The following is a 16,424-nucleotide window of genomic DNA, read 5'->3' as shown; positions in this document are numbered from 1 at the left end:
GTCCCGGTGATGTGTTCGTGAATGCCGGGCGAGGATGACAAATGGCAAGACCGCGCGAATTTGATGCCGACGAGGCCATGGACAAGGCGATGGGCCTTTTCTGGGATGTCGGCTATGAGGAAGCTTCGCTCACGGAACTGCTGGCGGCCATGGAGATCACCAAGGGGTCTTTCTACAAGGCCTTTCAGGACAAGCAGTCGATCTACCTGGCCACGCTGGACCGCTACAACGACAAGGTCATCAGCGGAACGGTGGGCTACCTGACCAATCCGGCGGAGGGCTCAGGTCGGACGCGTATTCTCGGTCTCTTCGCAAAAGTGGCACAGGCGGTGGAGCAGGATGGCGACCGGCTCGGCTGTTTTCTCTGCAATGCTCTGATCGACAAGGCGGCGGAAGGGGGAGAAGCGGAAGACAAGCTGCAGGCCATGGTTCACCGCCTGGAGAACGCCTTCTACAGGGCGCTGCAAGACGATGATCAGCTTCAGGAGAGGGATGCCCGCGAGACGGCGAGGGGGATCCTCTCCGCCTATTTCGGCCTCAGGGTGCTGGGCCGCGCCGGTCTTTCCAGGGAGATGGCGGCCGACTGTATCCGGCAGGTCGAATGGTTGCTGGAGCGGGGGAACCGGGGGCGCGTAACGCTGTAGGCGGCAACGGTGCCCGCGGCCCATCCTTCGAGACAGCGCGTCCGCGCTTCCTCAGGATGAGGTGCCCAAAGTGGATAGACTCTCCCGTGGTTGTTCCTTTCAGAGACGCACATCCTGAGGAGGGCGAGCAACTGGACGAGGTTGGGTGTTACGTTCTCCAACCGTCATTCCGGACAAGTGAGGCGACGCCGAACGCTGATCCGGAATCCAGAAATCTGCGTGAGCGAAGCGGACCCGGGTCTTTCCGTTTCTGGAAGACGTCGCGCTTTCAGCGCGCAATATGTCTAGATTCCGGATCAGCGCGCAGCTGGCGCTGCACTTGTCCGGAATGACGAGTCTCTCTGTTTTTTCGTCATTCCGACAAGCGTAAGCGCGAGCCGGGATCGGGGGAGCACCGACCCGCCCGTGTTTCGGTTGCCCATCGGCAAGCCGGGGCTCTCCGGCCCCGGATCTCACTGCGTTCGTCCGGGGTGACGAAATCAGGGTTTGTTGAGTTTCCAGAAGACCGCTGCCACCATTTCCTCTGTCATCCCTGCGAAGGCAGGGATGACAAGAATAACACGAAGCACCTGTCATCCGGCGCCTGCGGTGGTTGCCCCGCTGTGTCATCCCGGCCAAGCGTAAGCGCGAGCCGGGATCGGGGGAGCACCGACCCGCCCGTGTTTCGGTTGCCCATCGGCAAGCCGGGGCTCTCCGGCCCCGGATCTCACTGCGTTCGTCCGGGGTGACGAAATCAGGGTTTGTTGAGTTTCCAGAAGACCGCAGCCACCATTTCCTTTGTCATCCCTGCGAAGGCAGGGATCCAGTAACCTCTTGTCTGTCCGTCTTTCTCATTTGCGATGCGCACGAATTACTGGTTCCCGGTCTTGCCGCCTATGTGGCAAACCGGGATGACAACCTGTATATGACCCATCCCACGAGACAGCGGGCTACACGGTCTCAGAATCAGAAGGGTACGATACGCAGCCCAAGCGAGGTTTTTGCCGTTAGTTCGGTGAGGTGGTGATGGCAGGTCGCTCGTTTAGCATCCGTCTACTTCAATCGCCGCGCCGTTTCCTGCAGCAATCTCACGGCGGCTTCCTCGATGACGGGATAAGAGGGCCGGCGATCGAACCTGCCTTTTGGCAGGGCGGAGACGTGGATGAAGATGCTCGGAATGCCGGAGCCGATGGAATCCCACAATGTCGCATTGCAAAGGTAGGTGCCCGCATCCGTCGACAGGTTTGCAGGCGCACCTGCGGTCCTGGCCGCATCGCGCAGAGCACGGGCCGGGAGGCCTGATGTTCTTGCCCGTTCACTTACGTCGTCAAGCTCCGGCTTCGCCAATGACACGCCGGCAGCATCCGGACGGACACGCGTGGCGCGATTGACGGCGCGGGTCTCGATATTGATCGTTCGCCTTGTGCCGTCGACACCGAAATGGACGATGGCGTCGGGGCGGATCTCCCGGCGCAGTCCGGCTGTTGTTTCCTCACGTCCGGCCCAGGTGGTCGGCAGCACCTTGAAGACAAATTCGATGCCGAACTGATGCTTGCCGAGCCGCCTTGGCAGGCGCGCCATGAGTTGCTGGGTCGGGTTCACGGGAGCGCCCGGAAAGGGAGAAAAGCCCGTGACCAAGATGGTCTTCCCGGTGTTCTTCATTCCTTCAAACCCATCAGTGCGGACAATTCGTCGACTGCGAGAGACACTGCGGTTGTCCCGTTCCGCACGCTGTCCTCCAGTGTTTTCAGGCGATCGGCGGTCTTCCTGTTGGTCCGAAGCGCGTCCATCATGCGCTGCTGCAGCATGTCCCACATCCAGGCAACCTGTTGGCGGCTGCGTTTTTCCTGCCATTCGCCGCTTGCCCGCATGCGTTCGCCATAGAGTTCAACCTGCTGCCAAAGCTTGTCGAGGCCTTCGTTGGCGAGCCCGGAAACCGTGATGACCGGCGGCGTCCAGTTGGGGGATTTCGGCGCCAGAATATGCAGCGCAGCACGGTAGTCGGAGGCAGCTGAGCGCGCCCGCAACGCGCCGTCGCCGTCGGCCTTGTTGACGGCGATCATGTCGGCGATTTCCAGCACACCTTTCTTGATGCCCTGCAATTCATCGCCTGCGCCCGGAAGCATGAGCACGAGAAAGAAATCCACCATGTCGGCGACCGTCGTTTCCGACTGGCCTATGCCGACGGTCTCGACCAGGATCACGTCGAAGCCGGCCGCTTCGCACAACAGCATCGTTTCGCGGGTCTTTGCGGCCACACCGCCCAGGGTCCCGGCCGACGGCGAGGGACGGATATAGGCAGCCCGGTCGACGGCGAGCCGTGCCATGCGCGTCTTGTCGCCCAGGATCGACCCGCCTGTGCGGGTGGATGAGGGATCGACAGCAAGCACTGCAACCTTGTGGCCCGCGGCGGTCAGGTTGGAGCCGAGCGTATCGATGGTCGTCGATTTGCCGACGCCGGGCACACCCGTGATCCCCACCCGCAAGGCCTTGCCCGTCGATGGCAGGACGGACTGGATCAGCTGGTGGGCCATGTGGCGGTGCTCCGCCTTCTTCGATTCCACAAGCGTGATCGCGCGCGCCAGCGCCGCGCGTTTGCCGGCTTGCAAATCCGCTGCGAGGGCTGCGGGATCGATCGGTTTTGCCTTTGCTGTCATGCCCAAGCCTTAAACCAGCTCAGTTGAAAGGTCACGGTCCCTTTTTGGCGAATTCCGGTGGGTGGTAACCGGATCAGCTCATGGCAGTAGGGCGGCATTCGAGACCCGTTGAATTGTTGCCGCAACCGTTCCCTCGAGCGCCCCGGGATAGTAGGCCGCATCGCACCGCTGCGAAAACAGCGTCGTGAAGAACACGCAGGCAGCGAGGTAGGTTCCGGCGACGCTGGGATGCCGTTCATCGACATAAAGCTCGATGCCGGGATGTTCGGCGCGCATGCGTGCCCAGACTTCGCCAACCGGGGCGAGCATGGCGTTGTTGTGCCGTGCCATCTTGCGATAGGCGGCGTTGGTTCTGTCCTGCATGCCCTTGTAGCTGCCGACCGCGGGAATGGTTTTCTTGTGGAACTGGTCTCCCTCCCGGTGCGCCATGCCCATGTAGAAGACGACCTGCGTTTGGGCCGAAACCTTTCTGGCGCGGGTTGCGAGTTCCGCGGCGAAGGGAAGGGAGTCCCGTGCGACATCGGTGTCGTTGAGCGCGGGAAGCTGGGTATGTTCCTGCAGGACCACGAAGTCCCAGGCTGTCTCGTCCATAAGCTGCAGAAGACCGGCGTCGCCGGAATGATGGGCCAGCCTGGCACTGCCCCTGGCGGAAGTGCTTGTCTCGACCGGGATGCCCTTTGCCGCGGCGATCTCCTTGAGCATGCCAGGCAGGTTGTTGCGAAGCGTCAGGCTGTTGCCGACAAACAGGACCTTCGTGGCGGTGTCGGAGCCCGGTGACGCTTCTGCTGCCGGCGAGAGCAAAGGAAAAGCGCAAAGCGCGAAAACGCCTAGGAAAACGGACTTGAGCACTGTCGGGCACCTGGATCGTTGTTTTTCTATGGCGATCAGACGATCTCGTTGCACGAAAGACAAATAGAATCTTCGTGCCTGACTCTAGGGTACGGACCCATAAATGAAGTCAATTTGGTTTGGATCGTTTTGACCAGCTGCGAGGAGCGAAAGCGCAGGAAATGTGGTTCATTTTCAAGCCTTTCGCGACGCGGCAGATGGCCAAAGCGACCAAATCCGAAGGACGGCAAAATGGCTTTACCTCGCAGCGTCACCGCGCTTGACCGGGCATAAAGCCCGCTCTGCACACTTTTCCTCGCGAGATTTTGCCATTTGTGCCGCCAAATCGGCTTCATTTATGGGTCCGTACCCTAGGGTACGTACCCTAGCTCTTCGGGGTCCAGAGGATCCGCTGAAGTTCGGCGTCGAAGAGTTCCTTGGACGGCGGCAGGCGGTCAAACGGTCCCTGGTATCCGGGAATGGCGTAGACGAGTTCCACATTCGGATGGCCGGTCGATTCGCATATCGCCATGCCGCGCCAGAGATTCTTGCCCGCGCGGCAGTCCGATCTCGCCGTGCCGATATCGGAGAATGTCTGGCCGATCCGCTCGCCGTTCGGGCCCTGAAGGTGATGCGTGACGCCGTGCACCGATCGGACCTTGCCGTTCGAACCCTTGAACACCTGCAGAACCTGAAAGCCGTCCGTGTTGAAGGCCGCAAGCGCCCATTCGGTCTTGTTTTCAACTGCTGTCTGAATGCCTTCGGTGGTGAAGCCGGGCAGTGCGCTTTCGATGGATTTGGATCCGTACCTGGTGTCCGGCGTAATGCCGCCGACATTGTCTTCGGTGATCTGGACCAGCGTCACGTTGGACGTCTGAACCAGCCGGCCAGAGGTCCCGGCATAGTCGCCGGCCGGGGAACATGCACTTGCGGCGAGGCAAGACAGAATCGCGAAAACGGTCGGAGTTTTGAAGCCCATCATCCAAGCACGTAACTGTTTATGTGTGCTGCACGTTGCGCGCAGTTCTGACAAGGGTTTAACAACTCAGGATAATTTTGCAATTGCAGAGACCCTGCCTGTGGAAAGTTCAGGCGCAGCCCGCCATGCGGACACACGATCTCAGGTTTCGTCCTTGCCGATCCACTTCGGGGTGTCCGGTGCCTCGTAGCTCTTGAAGAGATCAATCAAGGCCTGCGGAGTGTCCGCGATCTGGACCATGTCCCGCATCGCCTTTTTCGTGAACGCTTCCTGTGTCTGATGGTCCAGAAAGGCGATCAGCTGATCGTAGTAGCCGTCGACGTTCAGGAAACCGCAAGGCTTCTGGTGGTAACCCAACTGTCCCCAGGTCCAGACCTCGAAGATCTCCTCCAGCGTGCCGGCCCCGCCCGGCAGGGCAATGAAAGCATCCGAGAGCTCGGCCATCAGGGCCTTGCGCTCGTGCATGGAGCCGACGAGATGAAGTTCGTCCAGGCCTTCGTGTGCGAGTTCCTTTTCCTCAAGGGCGCGGGGCAGGACACCGATGACCTTGCCGCCGGCGTTTAGCGCGGCATCGGCAACCGTGCCCATCAGGCCGACCTTGGCACCGCCATAGACCAGGCGGAAACCCTGCTCGGCAATCTGGCGGCCCGTCTCGACCGCGGTTTCGGCATAGCTCGCGCGCGTGCCGAAACTCGATCCGCAAAAGACACATATGGATTTCATCTTTTTCCTGTCCGCCCTTTCAGCAAGCCCGTCAGAGCCGCACACGAGGGTCCATTTCAGTTTTTCGACAGTTCGTCCAGGACCCGCGCCCAGGACCGGGTTCCCTTGTGAAAGCTGGTGAGATTGTATTTCTCGTTCGGGGAATGGATCTGATCGTCTTCAAGGCCGTAGCCGATCAGCAACGTGTCCATGCCGAGAAAGCGCTTGAAATCGCCGACGATCGGGATGGACCCGCCCATGCCGACGAGCGCGGCTTCCTTGCCCCATTCCTTTTTCAGTGCAATCTCGCCCTTCTCAAGGGCAGGCATATGCAGGTCCAGGCGCAGGGCCGGGCTGCCTTCCTTGGCGGTAAATTCAACGCTGCAATCGGCAGGAACCTTGGAGCGGACATAAGCCCGGAAGGCTTCCTGGATCTTGTCCGGATCCTGATCGCCAACCAGCCGGAACGTGAACTTGGCATGCGCCTTTGCCGGGATCACGGTCTTGGACCCGGCGCCCTGATAACCGCCCCACATGCCATTCACCTCAACGGTCGGCCGGGACCAGAGATGCTCAAGGGGTTTGCGGTCCTTTTCCCCGCGCGGATACTTCAATCCGACGTCACCCAGAAAGTCTTCCACGGAAAACCCGAGGTTGTCCCACATGGTGCTGACGTCTTCGGGCAGTTCGATAACACCGTCATAAAACCCGGGCAGCGTGACCTTGCCGTTCTCGTCATGCAGACCGGCAATGATGCTGGCGACGATATGGTTCGGGTTCTGTGCCGAACCGCCATAAAGTCCGGAATGCAGGTCGCGGCTAGCCGCCTTGACCACGATTTCATCACCCACCATGCCGCGCAGCATGACGCCGATGGCCGGTGTTTCCGCATCCCACATGCCTGTATCGCAGACCAGCGCCATGTCGCAGGAGAGTTCGTCCTTGTTGGCCTCCAGAAACGGCTGCAGCGACGGTGAGCCGGATTCTTCCTCGCCTTCGAACAGAATGCTCACGTCGACCGGCAGGTCGCCCGTTTCCTCGATATAGGCGCGGGCCGCCTCGACGAAGGTCATCAACTGGCCTTTGTCGTCCGAAGATCCGCGCGCCATGATGACCTTGCTGCCGTCTTCGCGGGTCTTGATGCTCGGGTCAAACGGGTCGTTTTCCCACAGTTCCAGAGGGTCGACAGGCTGCACGTCATAGTGACCGTAGAACAGGACATGCGGACCGGGCTTACCCGATTTGCGATGGCCGACAACCATCGGATGGCCCGCCGTTTCCCGCACTGACGCCTCGATACCGATTGCGTTGAGTTCGGCCGCCAGCCAAGCGGCCGCATCCTTGCACGGGCCGGCGAAAGCGGGATCGGTGGAAATGCTCTTGATCTTGAGAAGCTCGAAAAGGCGGCCGAGGCTGGCATCGAAATTGGTATCGATACGCGACAAGACCTTGTCGATGGAACTCATGACGGATCCTCGAATTTGAAACTGATTGGAGTGGCCGGCACAACATGCCTGTCAGAAGCCCCTAACAGGCCACAAGCTTGCCGGAAGCGCAAATGGATTCATTGCTTCTGTGGAAGGAGCGGGGGAGAAGAGGGCAAACCGCTGCGTGCGGTCACGATGATCTCTATGCGCGTTGGACCGAGCGATTGCTCCAGCCGTTCCGAAAGCTCGCTCTGAAAACCGTCTATCTCTTCCGCAACAACAGGTTTTGCGGGATCCAGATAGATCGCGGCGTAGTGCATGCGGCCCGCCTGCGGGACCGCTGCGCGATGGAGCGTATAGCCCTTGTCGCGGCACAGGTCGCGGGCGGCACGCAGAACTTTTGCGTAGGTGCTTCCGGGTGCGCTGACGCCGGCGAGATCGGCAAGCGTGGCGCGGAAGGACGACAGCGGCTGCCAGATTATCGCCAGGATCAGGACAACGACAATGACCGCGTCGCCGATGGGCACATAGGGGCCGAGGGGCGTGTCTTCCAGGAAGGGTAGGGAGAGCAGGGCAGCACCTGCGCCGACGCTCAGCGCGCCGTCGATCAGGGCAGCGCGTGCCTCGGTCTTCAGGAGCGCACTGCGTTTGCCGGTTTTCCGGAGGGCCCGGTGGTAGTTGATGGCGAGCGCAAGGCAGATCAGCACGATCGTGACGGAATAGAAGACGATCGGTCCGAAGACCAGTTCCGGAACCTCGCCGCCGGTGAAGAATGTCCAGATCTTGTTTCCGGAGACGATGGCGGCAAAGACAAGTATACCGATCAGGATCAGGCTGCGAAACGTGACGTAGAGAACCTCGTCGAAGTCATGGCCCCACGGACGGCTTTTCGTCGGCGGCAATCCGACGCGTGCACCGATCCGTGCGGCCGCGATGGCGGACACAAAATTGACTGCGGAATAAAGGCCGTCCACCAGCATGGCGTCCGACCGCGACAGCCAGGCGGTCAGAATGCCGGCAAACGCCATGAAGAGATTGGACCACTTGCCGACGGCCAAGGCGCGGCGCTCTATCTCCCGGCTGTCCTTCATGGGTGATCAGTTTCCGCGTTTGAGCGATCCCATCAGTCCGCGAACGAGGGCGCGCCCAAGGGACGTGCCGAGGCTTCTGGCCGCTGACTTCAGACCGGCTTCAAGCACGGTGTCCCGCTGGCTTTTGCGTTTCGACCGCCGTTCCATGCTTGTCTTTTTCGGACGATCGTCCCGTCCGAAGTCAGGGAGCTGGAACCCGGAGCGCGAGCGCCGCGGTTCGCCGTGCTTGCGGGCGTGCTTTTCCTCCCGGTCGCGGCTGCGCTGTTCCTGCCGGTGTTCCTCCTCGGCACGGGTCATCAGGATCTCGTAGGCCGACTTGCGGTCCTTGGCGCGCTCATAAAGGCCGAAAACGGCGCTCGACTGGATCAGGGCCCGCCGCTCTGCCTGTTTGAGCGGCCCGAGGCGTGAACAGGGCGGCCTGATCAGTGTCCGCTGGACCACCGAGGGAATGCCCTTGCCTTCGAGTGTCGAGACGAGGGCCTCGCCGACACCGAGTTCGGTAATGACGCGCTCGGTGTTCAGGTCCGGATTGGGCCTGAATGTTTCGGCCGCTGCGCGGACGGCTTTCTGGTCGCGCGGAGTGAACGCCCGCAGGGCATGCTGGATGCGGTTGCCAAGCTGCGCCAGGACGGTTTCGGGGATATCGAGCGGGTTCTGGGTGACGAAATAGACGCCGACGCCCTTCGAGCGGATCAGGCGGACAACCTGCTCGACCTTTTCGACCAGTGCCTTGGGCGCGCCGCTGAACAGAAGGTGTGCCTCGTCGAAGAAGAACACCAGCTTGGGTTTCTTCGGATCACCGATCTCGGGCAGCTCTTCAAAGAGTTCCGACAGGAGCCACAGCAGAAAAACCGCATAGAGCCGGGGTGACGTCATCAGCTTGTCCGCAGCGAGGATATTGACGACGCCCCGGCCGTCGGGCGCGGTCCGGATGAAGTCGCGAATATCGAGAGCCGGTTCGCCGAAAAAGTTCTCGCCGCCCTGGCGCTCCAGAACAAGGAGCCTGCGCTGGATCGCGCCGATGGATGCCTTGGACACGTTCCCGTAGAGCGTGGAAAGTTCCGATGCGCGTTCCGCGACATGGGCAAGCATGGCCCGCAGATCCTTGAGATCGAGCAGCAGCAGCCCCTCGTCATCCGCCAGTTCGAACAGGACGTTGAGAACGCCTTCCTGGGTGTCATTCAGTTCCAGCAGGCGCGACAGGAGCAGCGGGCCGATTTCCGACACCGTGGTGCGGATCGGATGTCCCTGCTTGCCTAGCAGATCCCAGAAGACGGTTGGAAAGGCCTGGTATTCGTAGCTGTCTGCGATGCCGACGTCGCTTGCGCGCTTCTCAAGGAAATCCTTGCTAACGCCCTCGGCGGCAAGCCCGGACAGGTCTCCCTTGATGTCGGCACAGAAGACCGGAACCCCGGCCTTCGAGAACCCTTCCGCGAGGATCTGGAGCGACACGGTCTTGCCGGTGCCGGTGGCCCCGGCGATCAGTCCGTGGCGGTTGGCGAGCTTCAAGGCCAGCGTTTCGTCCTTCGTACTCGCTCCAATGAAAATGCTGTCTGTACCCTTCACGACGCCCCCCGAATCTCGCTGGCTTTCGTCGAACCTAACAAAGCCCTGTCGAAAAAGCGCGCCTGTCTTTCGTGTTTCGGTCGACGGGCCGGACCCAAAGCGTTTAGATAGTCGGCGAATCGGGCGGGTGACATTCAGCCTGCAGCCAATTTTTTCCGGAGACACGCATGGAAGAACTCATCAAACGCATCATGGCGGCAGCCGGCATCGATCAGGAACTGGCGACGAATGCCGTCGGAATCATCCTGAGCTTCCTCAAGAAGGAGGGGCCGGAAGACAAGATGCAGCTGATTTTCGATGCGCTTCCAGGCGCAGCCGAACTTGTCAGCGCGAGAGAAAGCGCCGGGTCGGGAGGCGGCCTTTTGAGCGGTCTTGGCAGCATGATGGGCGGCAGCATGGGCGCCATGGGAGCGCTGAGCGAACTGAACAGCGCGGGCCTGGACATGGGCGGTGTTCAAAGTGTTGTCAAAGAACTGGTTTCCTATGCTAAGGAAAAAGCAGGGGACGACGTTGTGGATGAAGTAATTTCACAAATTCCGGGGTTGAACCAAGTCGTCTAGCTGCCCCAGGGTTCGGCTGCGGTCTTAAAGGGAGTTCATTGCGCATGTCTTATTCGATCGACGAAATCGAGGGCATTGGCCCGACTTACGCTGCGAAACTGGGTGAAGCGGGGATCAAGACGACTGAGGCCTACCTCGAACGTGCGAAGGATCCGAAGGGGCGCAAGGCGCTCGAGGAAGAAACCGGCATCGAGGGCAAACGCATTCTGAAGTGGGCCAACATGGCCGATCTGATGCGCATCAGCGGCGTCGGCGAGGAATATTCGGAGCTGCTCGAGGCCGCCGGTGTCGACACGGTGAAGGAACTGAAGCATCGCAATGCTGCAAACCTGGCCGCCAAGATGAAGGAAGTGAACGACGAGAAAAGCCTCGTTCGCCAGGTGCCGAGCGAAACCCAGGTGACGAAGTGGGTGGAGCAGGCGAAAGAGCTTCCGCCGATGATGACCTACTGACCGGCGTTTCAGGACCCTGAAACAAATGCAAAAGGCGCGCCCGCGGCGCGCCTTTTCTCATGGTCTCGGCCGGATGTGCTCGCCTTGCGCAGTGAGCGCAAGGCAAGGCCGTTCACACGCTGATCTGTCCGTAGCGCAGGGCTTCGACGACGGTGTGGGTCTTGTTCGATGCGTTGAGCTTGACACTGGCGTTCTGAAGATGTGCGTGGACCGTTCTCTGGGAGATGTCCAGAACGTCGGCGATCTCGCCAGCGGTTTTGCCGTAGGCAGTCAGTTCAAGCACCCGGCGCTCGCGGCTGGAGAGGGCGCCAGGACGCTGCCCGGAGACGACGCCGAGTTCACGCAGGCGGGAAAACGCGGCTGCCGAGATGGCTTCAAGATTTGCCAGATCATACTTGTTGACCTGCAAGGAAGGACCACTGGCGAACACGAATGCCTGGAACGGGTAAAGTTCGGTCACGGGCACGATCACGATCTGGCTGCCTTCGCCGGCGGAGGCCAGGAGATCGGAGTGTTCCATGTCGCCTGCGGTGATTGTCCACACGCGCGCGCGGTTCGAGCCAAGTCCGAGCATCAGCGCGCTGTCGTTTGCCGACAAGGACGTGCTTTCGATGCCGTCGTTGCGCTGGTCCGGCCAGCGGAACCTTTGCACGAGATTGTCGATTGGCCGGTTCGGCATCGGCAGGCCGGTAATGAGAATGTTCGTAGCGCCCATGCGCCGAAGATTCGATTCCAGGATATCAAGAACGTGATGAGCGGCGTTTGCTTCCGAGATTGCCCTCAGTTTGCTCTTCAATTCAGCTTGATCAAGCATTGTGCACATCCTTCGCGGCCTAACACACCGCTGCTTTCCGGCCTTTCCGGACATACCGGATCGGACCGTAGATGGGTTAAAGTCAGATCTCGTCCGATCCTTTCGAATGAAACGACACCTAGCGCTGCGCGTTTTGTGAGGCGGTATTAATTCCCATGCGTCAGCGTCTTCACGCTACAATACAATTGATGATCGTACCAATAGGGAAAATTCGGAGAATTGACTAAATACGCCAGAAATTTGTCATTTTGTCTAAGATATGTGCCCAACGTATGCGCAATTGCCCAATTTAAGGCCCTAGCGTAAGTTGCAAGTCGATTGTTTTCGAGTTTTGTGATGCGCTCAACATAATTCGGCCACAGTCGCTCAATCATCCGCATTCAGATGACTTTTGTCTCTTAATCCGGCCCTTAGAGGCCGTGGCTTACCCTTTGTGCTGAGTTGCCAAGTTTCCCGGGTGGGGACTAAAACGTTGCCCGAGGGAGACCCTGACAATGCCGCTCAGTTTTACCGGACCCGAAAACTTCACGCCGTCCAGCGAGGAAAGCTGGTGGGACTTGGTCGACAAGGCGTTGAAGGGCGTTCCTAGGGAAAAGCTCTTCGGAGCAACGGAAGACGGTCTTCCGATCGCACCGATCTATTCGCGCCGCACCGACAGTCCGGCCCGTGACCTGCGTGCACGCCGAGACGGCTGGACCGTCATGCAGCGGATCGACATTCCCGACCCTGCTGCTGCGAATGCCCAGATACTTGAAGACCTGGAAGGGGGCGCGGACGGCCTGGAGCTTGTCTTTTCCGCTGCAGAGGGACCGGGCGGCGCTGGAGTTTCTGCTGCGGACCTGAAGCAGCTGGAAACCCTTCTTCGGAACGTCCTGCCCGATCTCGTCAGGATCCGCCTGGATGCGGGCGAGGGAACGCCCCAGGCGATGGCGCTTATGCTTGCGTATCTGGACGGCCAGGGAACGGATCTTGCGGGTATCGACATTTCCTCCGGCCACGATCCACTTGCGTGGAGCGCGGCGAGAGACGCCGGTTCCAGCTCCCGGGAAGCCGTTCTGAGGCAATGCGCCGACCTTGCCGTGTCGGTCACCGGAACAGCCGCGGCAAACGGCTCAGTCCGGACGATGCAGGCGGACGGTCTGGTCTGGCACAATGCCGGGGCGACACAAGCACAGGAACTTGGACTTGTGCTGGCGTCCGCAACAGCTCAGCTCAGAGCCTTGAGCGAAACCGGTGTGCCTGTCGACAGATGGGCAGAGTTCATTTCCTTGACGCTGGCTGCCGAGGCGGATCAGTTCGGAACAATCGCCAAGGCACGCGCGATCAGAGCGCTCTGGTCCAGTGTGCTGGATGGGGCGGCTCTTCCGCAGACTGCCGCCAATCTTCATATGTGCACGTCTTACCGGATGCTGACGCGCAACGATCCGTGGGTCAATCTTCTGCGCAACACGGTAGCGGCCTTCGCCGCGGGGATCGGCGGCGCGGACAGTGTTTGCGTCCTGCCGCACACGCTGGCTGTCGGCTTGCCCGAGGCGGCTGCCCGCAGGCTCGCGCGCAACACGCAGGCCATCCTCCAGGAAGAAAGCAGCCTCGCGAAGGTTCTAGATCCGGCGGCCGGGGCTGGCGCGATAGAGGACCGGACCGAGCGGCTGTCTGAGACCGCCTGGGGCTTCTTCCAGAAAATAGAAGCAGCCGGTGGTCTTGCCGAAGCCCTCGACCAGGGTTTTGTTCAGGACACGATCGCCAAGGCGCGGGCTGAAAGAACAAAGGATGTGGCGCGCAGAAAACGCCCCGTCACCGGTGTCAGCGAATTTCCCAATCTCGCGGAAAAACCCGTCTCCGTCCTGACGGCCGGTGCGCCGGCCCGGTCCGGGGGCGCCGCCGTGGATATGACGACGCTGCCGGAGACCGGATCCGGGTCGTGGTCCGGGGCGCTCAAACAGGCATTTCTGGATGGAAAGAGCGCGCCGGGCCTGAGCGGACCGGCACCGGCGCCAGCAATGGATCTGAGCAGTGCGCGCTTGTCCGAACCCTTCGAAGCGCTCCGTGACATGTCGGTCAGGTTCGAAAAAGAGACCGGGAAACAGCCTGCCGTGTTTCTGGCGACACTCGGGTCGCCCGCGCAATTCGCCACCCGCGCGACGTGGAGCGCCAACGCGTTTGCAGCGGGAGGGTTCAATGCGATCGAGGCAGGCGAAGTCGCCTCGCTCACCGATCTTGCCGCCGCTTACACAAAAAGCGGCGCATCGCTGGCCTGTCTGGTATCATCGGACGGTGTCTACGAGACAATGGCAGTCGAGGCCGCGGCGGCGCTCAAGGCAGCGGGTGCAAGGCATCTGTTCCTGGCGGGGCGTCCGGGCGAGCTTGAAACCGGCCTGAAGAGCGCGGGTGTCGACAGTTTCCTCTTTGCAGGTGCCGATCTGCTGGCCTTGCTCACCGAGGCGCATCGCAAACTTGCCGAGGCCGACGGCTTCGGGACAACAGGGCAGGAGGTCCTTTGATGAGCAGGATCCCCAATTTTTCAGAAAAGCCGTTCCGCAATTGCCTGACGGAAGCCGACGGTGGCACGTCTCCTGACTGGCGGACACCGGAAGACATCGTGGTCCCTGGGGTGTTCGGTGCAAGGGATCTTGAGGATCTCACGCATCTGGAAACCTGGCCCGGACTGCCGCCGTTCCTGCGCGGGCCCTATCCGACCATGTATGTCCAGCGCCCCTGGACCGTCCGGCAATATGCCGGTTTCTCGACCGCCGAGGATTCGAACGCCTTCTACCGCCGCAACCTGGCTGCCGGCCAGAAGGGGCTCTCCGTCGCGTTCGACCTTGCAACACACCGGGGCTACGACAGCGATCATCCGCGGGTGGCCGGTGATGTCGGCATGGCAGGTGTCGCGATCGATTCCATCTACGACATGCGCACGCTGTTTTCGGGCATTCCGCTCGACCAGATGAGTGTCTCCATGACGATGAACGGCGCGGTGCTGCCCGTTCTGGCGCTTTACATCGTTGCCGCCGAAGAACAGGGTGTCGCGCAGAAGGACCTGTCCGGAACCATCCAGAATGACATCCTCAAGGAGTTCATGGTCCGCAACACCTATATCTACCCGCCGCAGCACTCGATGCGGATCATCTCCGATATCTTCAAGTTCACCTCGCAGAACATGCCGCGATTCAATTCCATCTCGATTTCCGGCTATCACATGCAGGAGGCGGGGGCGACGGCCGACCTGGAACTCGCCTACACGATCGCCGACGGCATTGAATACGCGCGTGCCGGTGTTGCCGCCGGCATGGATATCGACCAGTTCGCGCCGCGCCTGTCGTTCTTCTGGGCCATCGGCATGAACTTCTTCATGGAGGTGGCCAAGCTGAGGGCGGCCCGCCTGATCTGGGCGACGCTCATGCAGGAGAACTTCCAGCCGAAAAATCCGAAATCCCTGTCGCTGCGCACCCATTCCCAGACGTCCGGGTGGTCCCTGACGGCCCAGGACGTCTTCAACAACGTCATTCGCACATGTGTGGAGGCGATGGCCGCGACGCAGGGGCACACCCAGTCCCTTCACACCAATGCACTGGATGAAGCGCTCGCCCTGCCGACCGACTTTTCGGCGCGCATCGCCCGGAACACGCAGCTGTTCCTGCAGCAGGAAAGCGGTACGACACAGGTGATCGATCCGTGGGGCGGGTCGTATTACGTGGAGAAGCTGACCGCCGATCTCGCCGAGAAGGCCATGTCCCATATCCGCGAGGTGGAAGACCTCGGCGGCATGGCCAAGGCCATCGAGAAGGGCATCCCGAAGCTTCGGATCGAGGAAGCGGCGGCCAAGACACAGGCGCGAATAGACAGCGGTACACAGACCGTCGTCGGCGTGAACAAGTACAAGCCGGACAGCGAGGAGGCGATCGACGTTCTCAAGGTCGACAACGCGCAGGTCCGCGCCGCGCAGATCGACAAGCTGAAACGCCTGCGCGAGGAGCGCAACGAGGCCGACACGCAGGCGGCGCTCGACGCACTCACGGCGTGTGCGCGCACCGGTGAAGGCAACCTTCTGGATCTCTCCGTCAAGGCGGCCAGGGCAAAGGCGACGGTTGGCGAGATTTCTCTCGCGATGGAAAAAGTGTTCGACCGGCACAAGGCCGAAATCAAGTCGATCGCCGGGGTCTACAAACGTGAGGCGGGAGCCATGTCCGGAACGATGGAAAAGGTCCAGAAACTTGTCGAGACATTCGAGGAGAATGATGGCCGCCGCCCGCGTATCCTGGTTGCCAAGATGGGGCAGGACGGTCACGACCGCGGACAGAAGGTGATTGCCTCCGCGTTCGCGGATCTCGGCTTCGATGTCGATATCGGCCCGCTTTTCCAGACGCCCGAGGAAGCCGCCCGCCAGGCTGTCGAAAACGACGTTCATGTCGTCGGCGTTTCGTCGCTGGCTGCAGGTCATCTCACGCTTGTGCCCGCGCTCAAGGCGGCGCTGGCGGAGGAGGGGCGCGAAGATATCATGATCGTCGTCGGCGGCGTGGTTCCGCCTCAGGACTATGACGCGCTCTACCAGTCTGGAGCGTCGGCGATCTTCCCGCCGGGAACGGTGATCGCGGAGGCGGCGGTGGGTTTGATCGAAAAGCTCAACGAACAGCTCGGATACGGTCCGGCGCAAGCTGCCGAGTAACGATTTACAGCCGAGCGGGACATGCCCGGCGCGCTGACGGTCTGCGGCCGGCGCGTCGG

The 16,424-nt window shown here is 61.0% G+C and carries 15 protein-coding genes; 5 read left to right on the top strand and 10 right to left on the bottom strand.

Annotation, left to right across the window (positions count from 1 at the left end):
• The first annotated feature begins 41 nt into the window (after positions 1 to 41).
• Positions 42 to 644, top strand: coding sequence for a TetR/AcrR family transcriptional regulator (locus tag ACO07N_RS25175; protein WP_421983628.1), 603 nt, complete (start codon positions 42 to 44; stop codon positions 642 to 644).
• 1,032 nt (positions 645 to 1,676) lie between these two features.
• On the opposite strand, the gene ACO07N_RS25170 is transcribed toward ACO07N_RS25175, so the two are convergent.
• From ACO07N_RS25170 to ACO07N_RS25130, 9 genes are all read right to left on the bottom strand, one after another.
• A complete protein-coding gene (locus ACO07N_RS25170) occupies positions 1,677 to 2,285 on the bottom strand; it encodes a peptidase C15 (RefSeq protein WP_421983627.1) in 609 nt (202 codons plus the stop codon).
• Positions 2,282 to 3,280, bottom strand: a complete 999-nt coding sequence (meaB, locus tag ACO07N_RS25165) for a methylmalonyl Co-A mutase-associated GTPase MeaB (RefSeq protein ID WP_421983626.1) — start codon at positions 3,278 to 3,280, stop codon at positions 2,282 to 2,284. The genes ACO07N_RS25170 and meaB overlap by 4 nt, the downstream gene beginning before the upstream one ends.
• Before the next feature lie 78 nt (positions 3,281 to 3,358).
• The gene (locus tag ACO07N_RS25160; protein WP_421983625.1) at positions 3,359 to 4,129 is read right to left on the bottom strand and encodes a DUF4886 domain-containing protein; all 771 of its coding nucleotides are present in this window, start codon (positions 4,127 to 4,129) and stop codon (positions 3,359 to 3,361) included.
• 35 nt (positions 4,130 to 4,164) lie between these two features.
• The gene (locus ACO07N_RS25155) at positions 4,165 to 4,464 is read right to left on the bottom strand and encodes a hypothetical protein (RefSeq protein WP_421983624.1); all 300 of its coding nucleotides are present in this window, start codon (positions 4,462 to 4,464) and stop codon (positions 4,165 to 4,167) included.
• A 29-nt stretch (positions 4,465 to 4,493) separates the two neighbouring features.
• The gene (locus ACO07N_RS25150; RefSeq protein ID WP_421983623.1) at positions 4,494 to 5,087 is read right to left on the bottom strand and encodes a DUF1131 family protein; all 594 of its coding nucleotides are present in this window, start codon (positions 5,085 to 5,087) and stop codon (positions 4,494 to 4,496) included.
• A 141-nt stretch (positions 5,088 to 5,228) separates the two neighbouring features.
• Complete coding sequence (locus ACO07N_RS25145) at positions 5,229 to 5,810, bottom strand: TIGR00730 family Rossman fold protein (protein ID WP_421983622.1); 582 nt, start codon at positions 5,808 to 5,810, stop codon at positions 5,229 to 5,231.
• Between the two features lie 56 nt (positions 5,811 to 5,866).
• Positions 5,867 to 7,255 (bottom strand): dipeptidase, encoded by a 1,389-nt coding sequence (locus ACO07N_RS25140; protein WP_421983621.1) that lies wholly within the window; start codon positions 7,253 to 7,255, stop codon positions 5,867 to 5,869.
• 98 nt (positions 7,256 to 7,353) lie between these two features.
• Positions 7,354 to 8,307: a cation transporter gene (locus ACO07N_RS25135; protein WP_421983620.1), complete on the bottom strand. Its 954-nt coding sequence runs from the start codon at positions 8,305 to 8,307 to the stop codon at positions 7,354 to 7,356.
• Between the two features lie 6 nt (positions 8,308 to 8,313).
• The gene (locus tag ACO07N_RS25130; protein ID WP_421983619.1) at positions 8,314 to 9,873 is read right to left on the bottom strand and encodes a helicase HerA-like domain-containing protein; all 1,560 of its coding nucleotides are present in this window, start codon (positions 9,871 to 9,873) and stop codon (positions 8,314 to 8,316) included.
• Between the two features lie 167 nt (positions 9,874 to 10,040).
• Here ACO07N_RS25130 and ACO07N_RS25125 point away from each other — a divergent pair, with 167 nt between their 5' ends.
• Positions 10,041 to 10,433 carry a DUF2780 domain-containing protein gene (locus tag ACO07N_RS25125; protein ID WP_421983618.1) on the top strand — a complete coding sequence of 131 codons (393 nt, stop codon included), beginning with the start codon at positions 10,041 to 10,043 and terminating at the stop codon, positions 10,431 to 10,433.
• A 44-nt stretch (positions 10,434 to 10,477) separates the two neighbouring features.
• Positions 10,478 to 10,885 carry a DUF4332 domain-containing protein gene (locus tag ACO07N_RS25120; protein ID WP_421983617.1) on the top strand — a complete coding sequence of 136 codons (408 nt, stop codon included), beginning with the start codon at positions 10,478 to 10,480 and terminating at the stop codon, positions 10,883 to 10,885.
• Between the two features lie 112 nt (positions 10,886 to 10,997).
• Here ACO07N_RS25120 and ACO07N_RS25115 read toward each other — a convergent pair whose 3' ends face one another.
• Positions 10,998 to 11,699 carry a helix-turn-helix domain-containing protein gene (locus ACO07N_RS25115; RefSeq protein WP_306145247.1) on the bottom strand — a complete coding sequence of 234 codons (702 nt, stop codon included), beginning with the start codon at positions 11,697 to 11,699 and terminating at the stop codon, positions 10,998 to 11,000.
• Positions 11,700 to 12,193: 494 nt separating this feature from the next.
• Here ACO07N_RS25115 and ACO07N_RS25110 point away from each other — a divergent pair, with 494 nt between their 5' ends.
• Together ACO07N_RS25110 and scpA are read left to right on the top strand one after the other, a co-directional pair.
• The gene (locus ACO07N_RS25110) at positions 12,194 to 14,200 is read left to right on the top strand and encodes a methylmalonyl-CoA mutase family protein (RefSeq protein ID WP_421983616.1); all 2,007 of its coding nucleotides are present in this window, start codon (positions 12,194 to 12,196) and stop codon (positions 14,198 to 14,200) included.
• The gene (gene scpA, locus ACO07N_RS25105; RefSeq protein WP_421983615.1) at positions 14,200 to 16,365 is read left to right on the top strand and encodes a methylmalonyl-CoA mutase; all 2,166 of its coding nucleotides are present in this window, start codon (positions 14,200 to 14,202) and stop codon (positions 16,363 to 16,365) included. Before ACO07N_RS25110 ends, scpA begins: the two co-directional genes overlap by 1 nt.
• Positions 16,366 to 16,424: the final 59 nt, after the last annotated feature.

Source organism: Roseibium sp. (assembly GCF_965229775.1).
In the GTDB taxonomy this organism is placed as follows: Bacteria; Pseudomonadota; Alphaproteobacteria; order Rhizobiales; family Stappiaceae; genus Roseibium.
The sequence above is the reverse complement of the archived record's forward strand: the minus strand, read 5'-3'. Positions and strand labels throughout refer to the sequence as shown.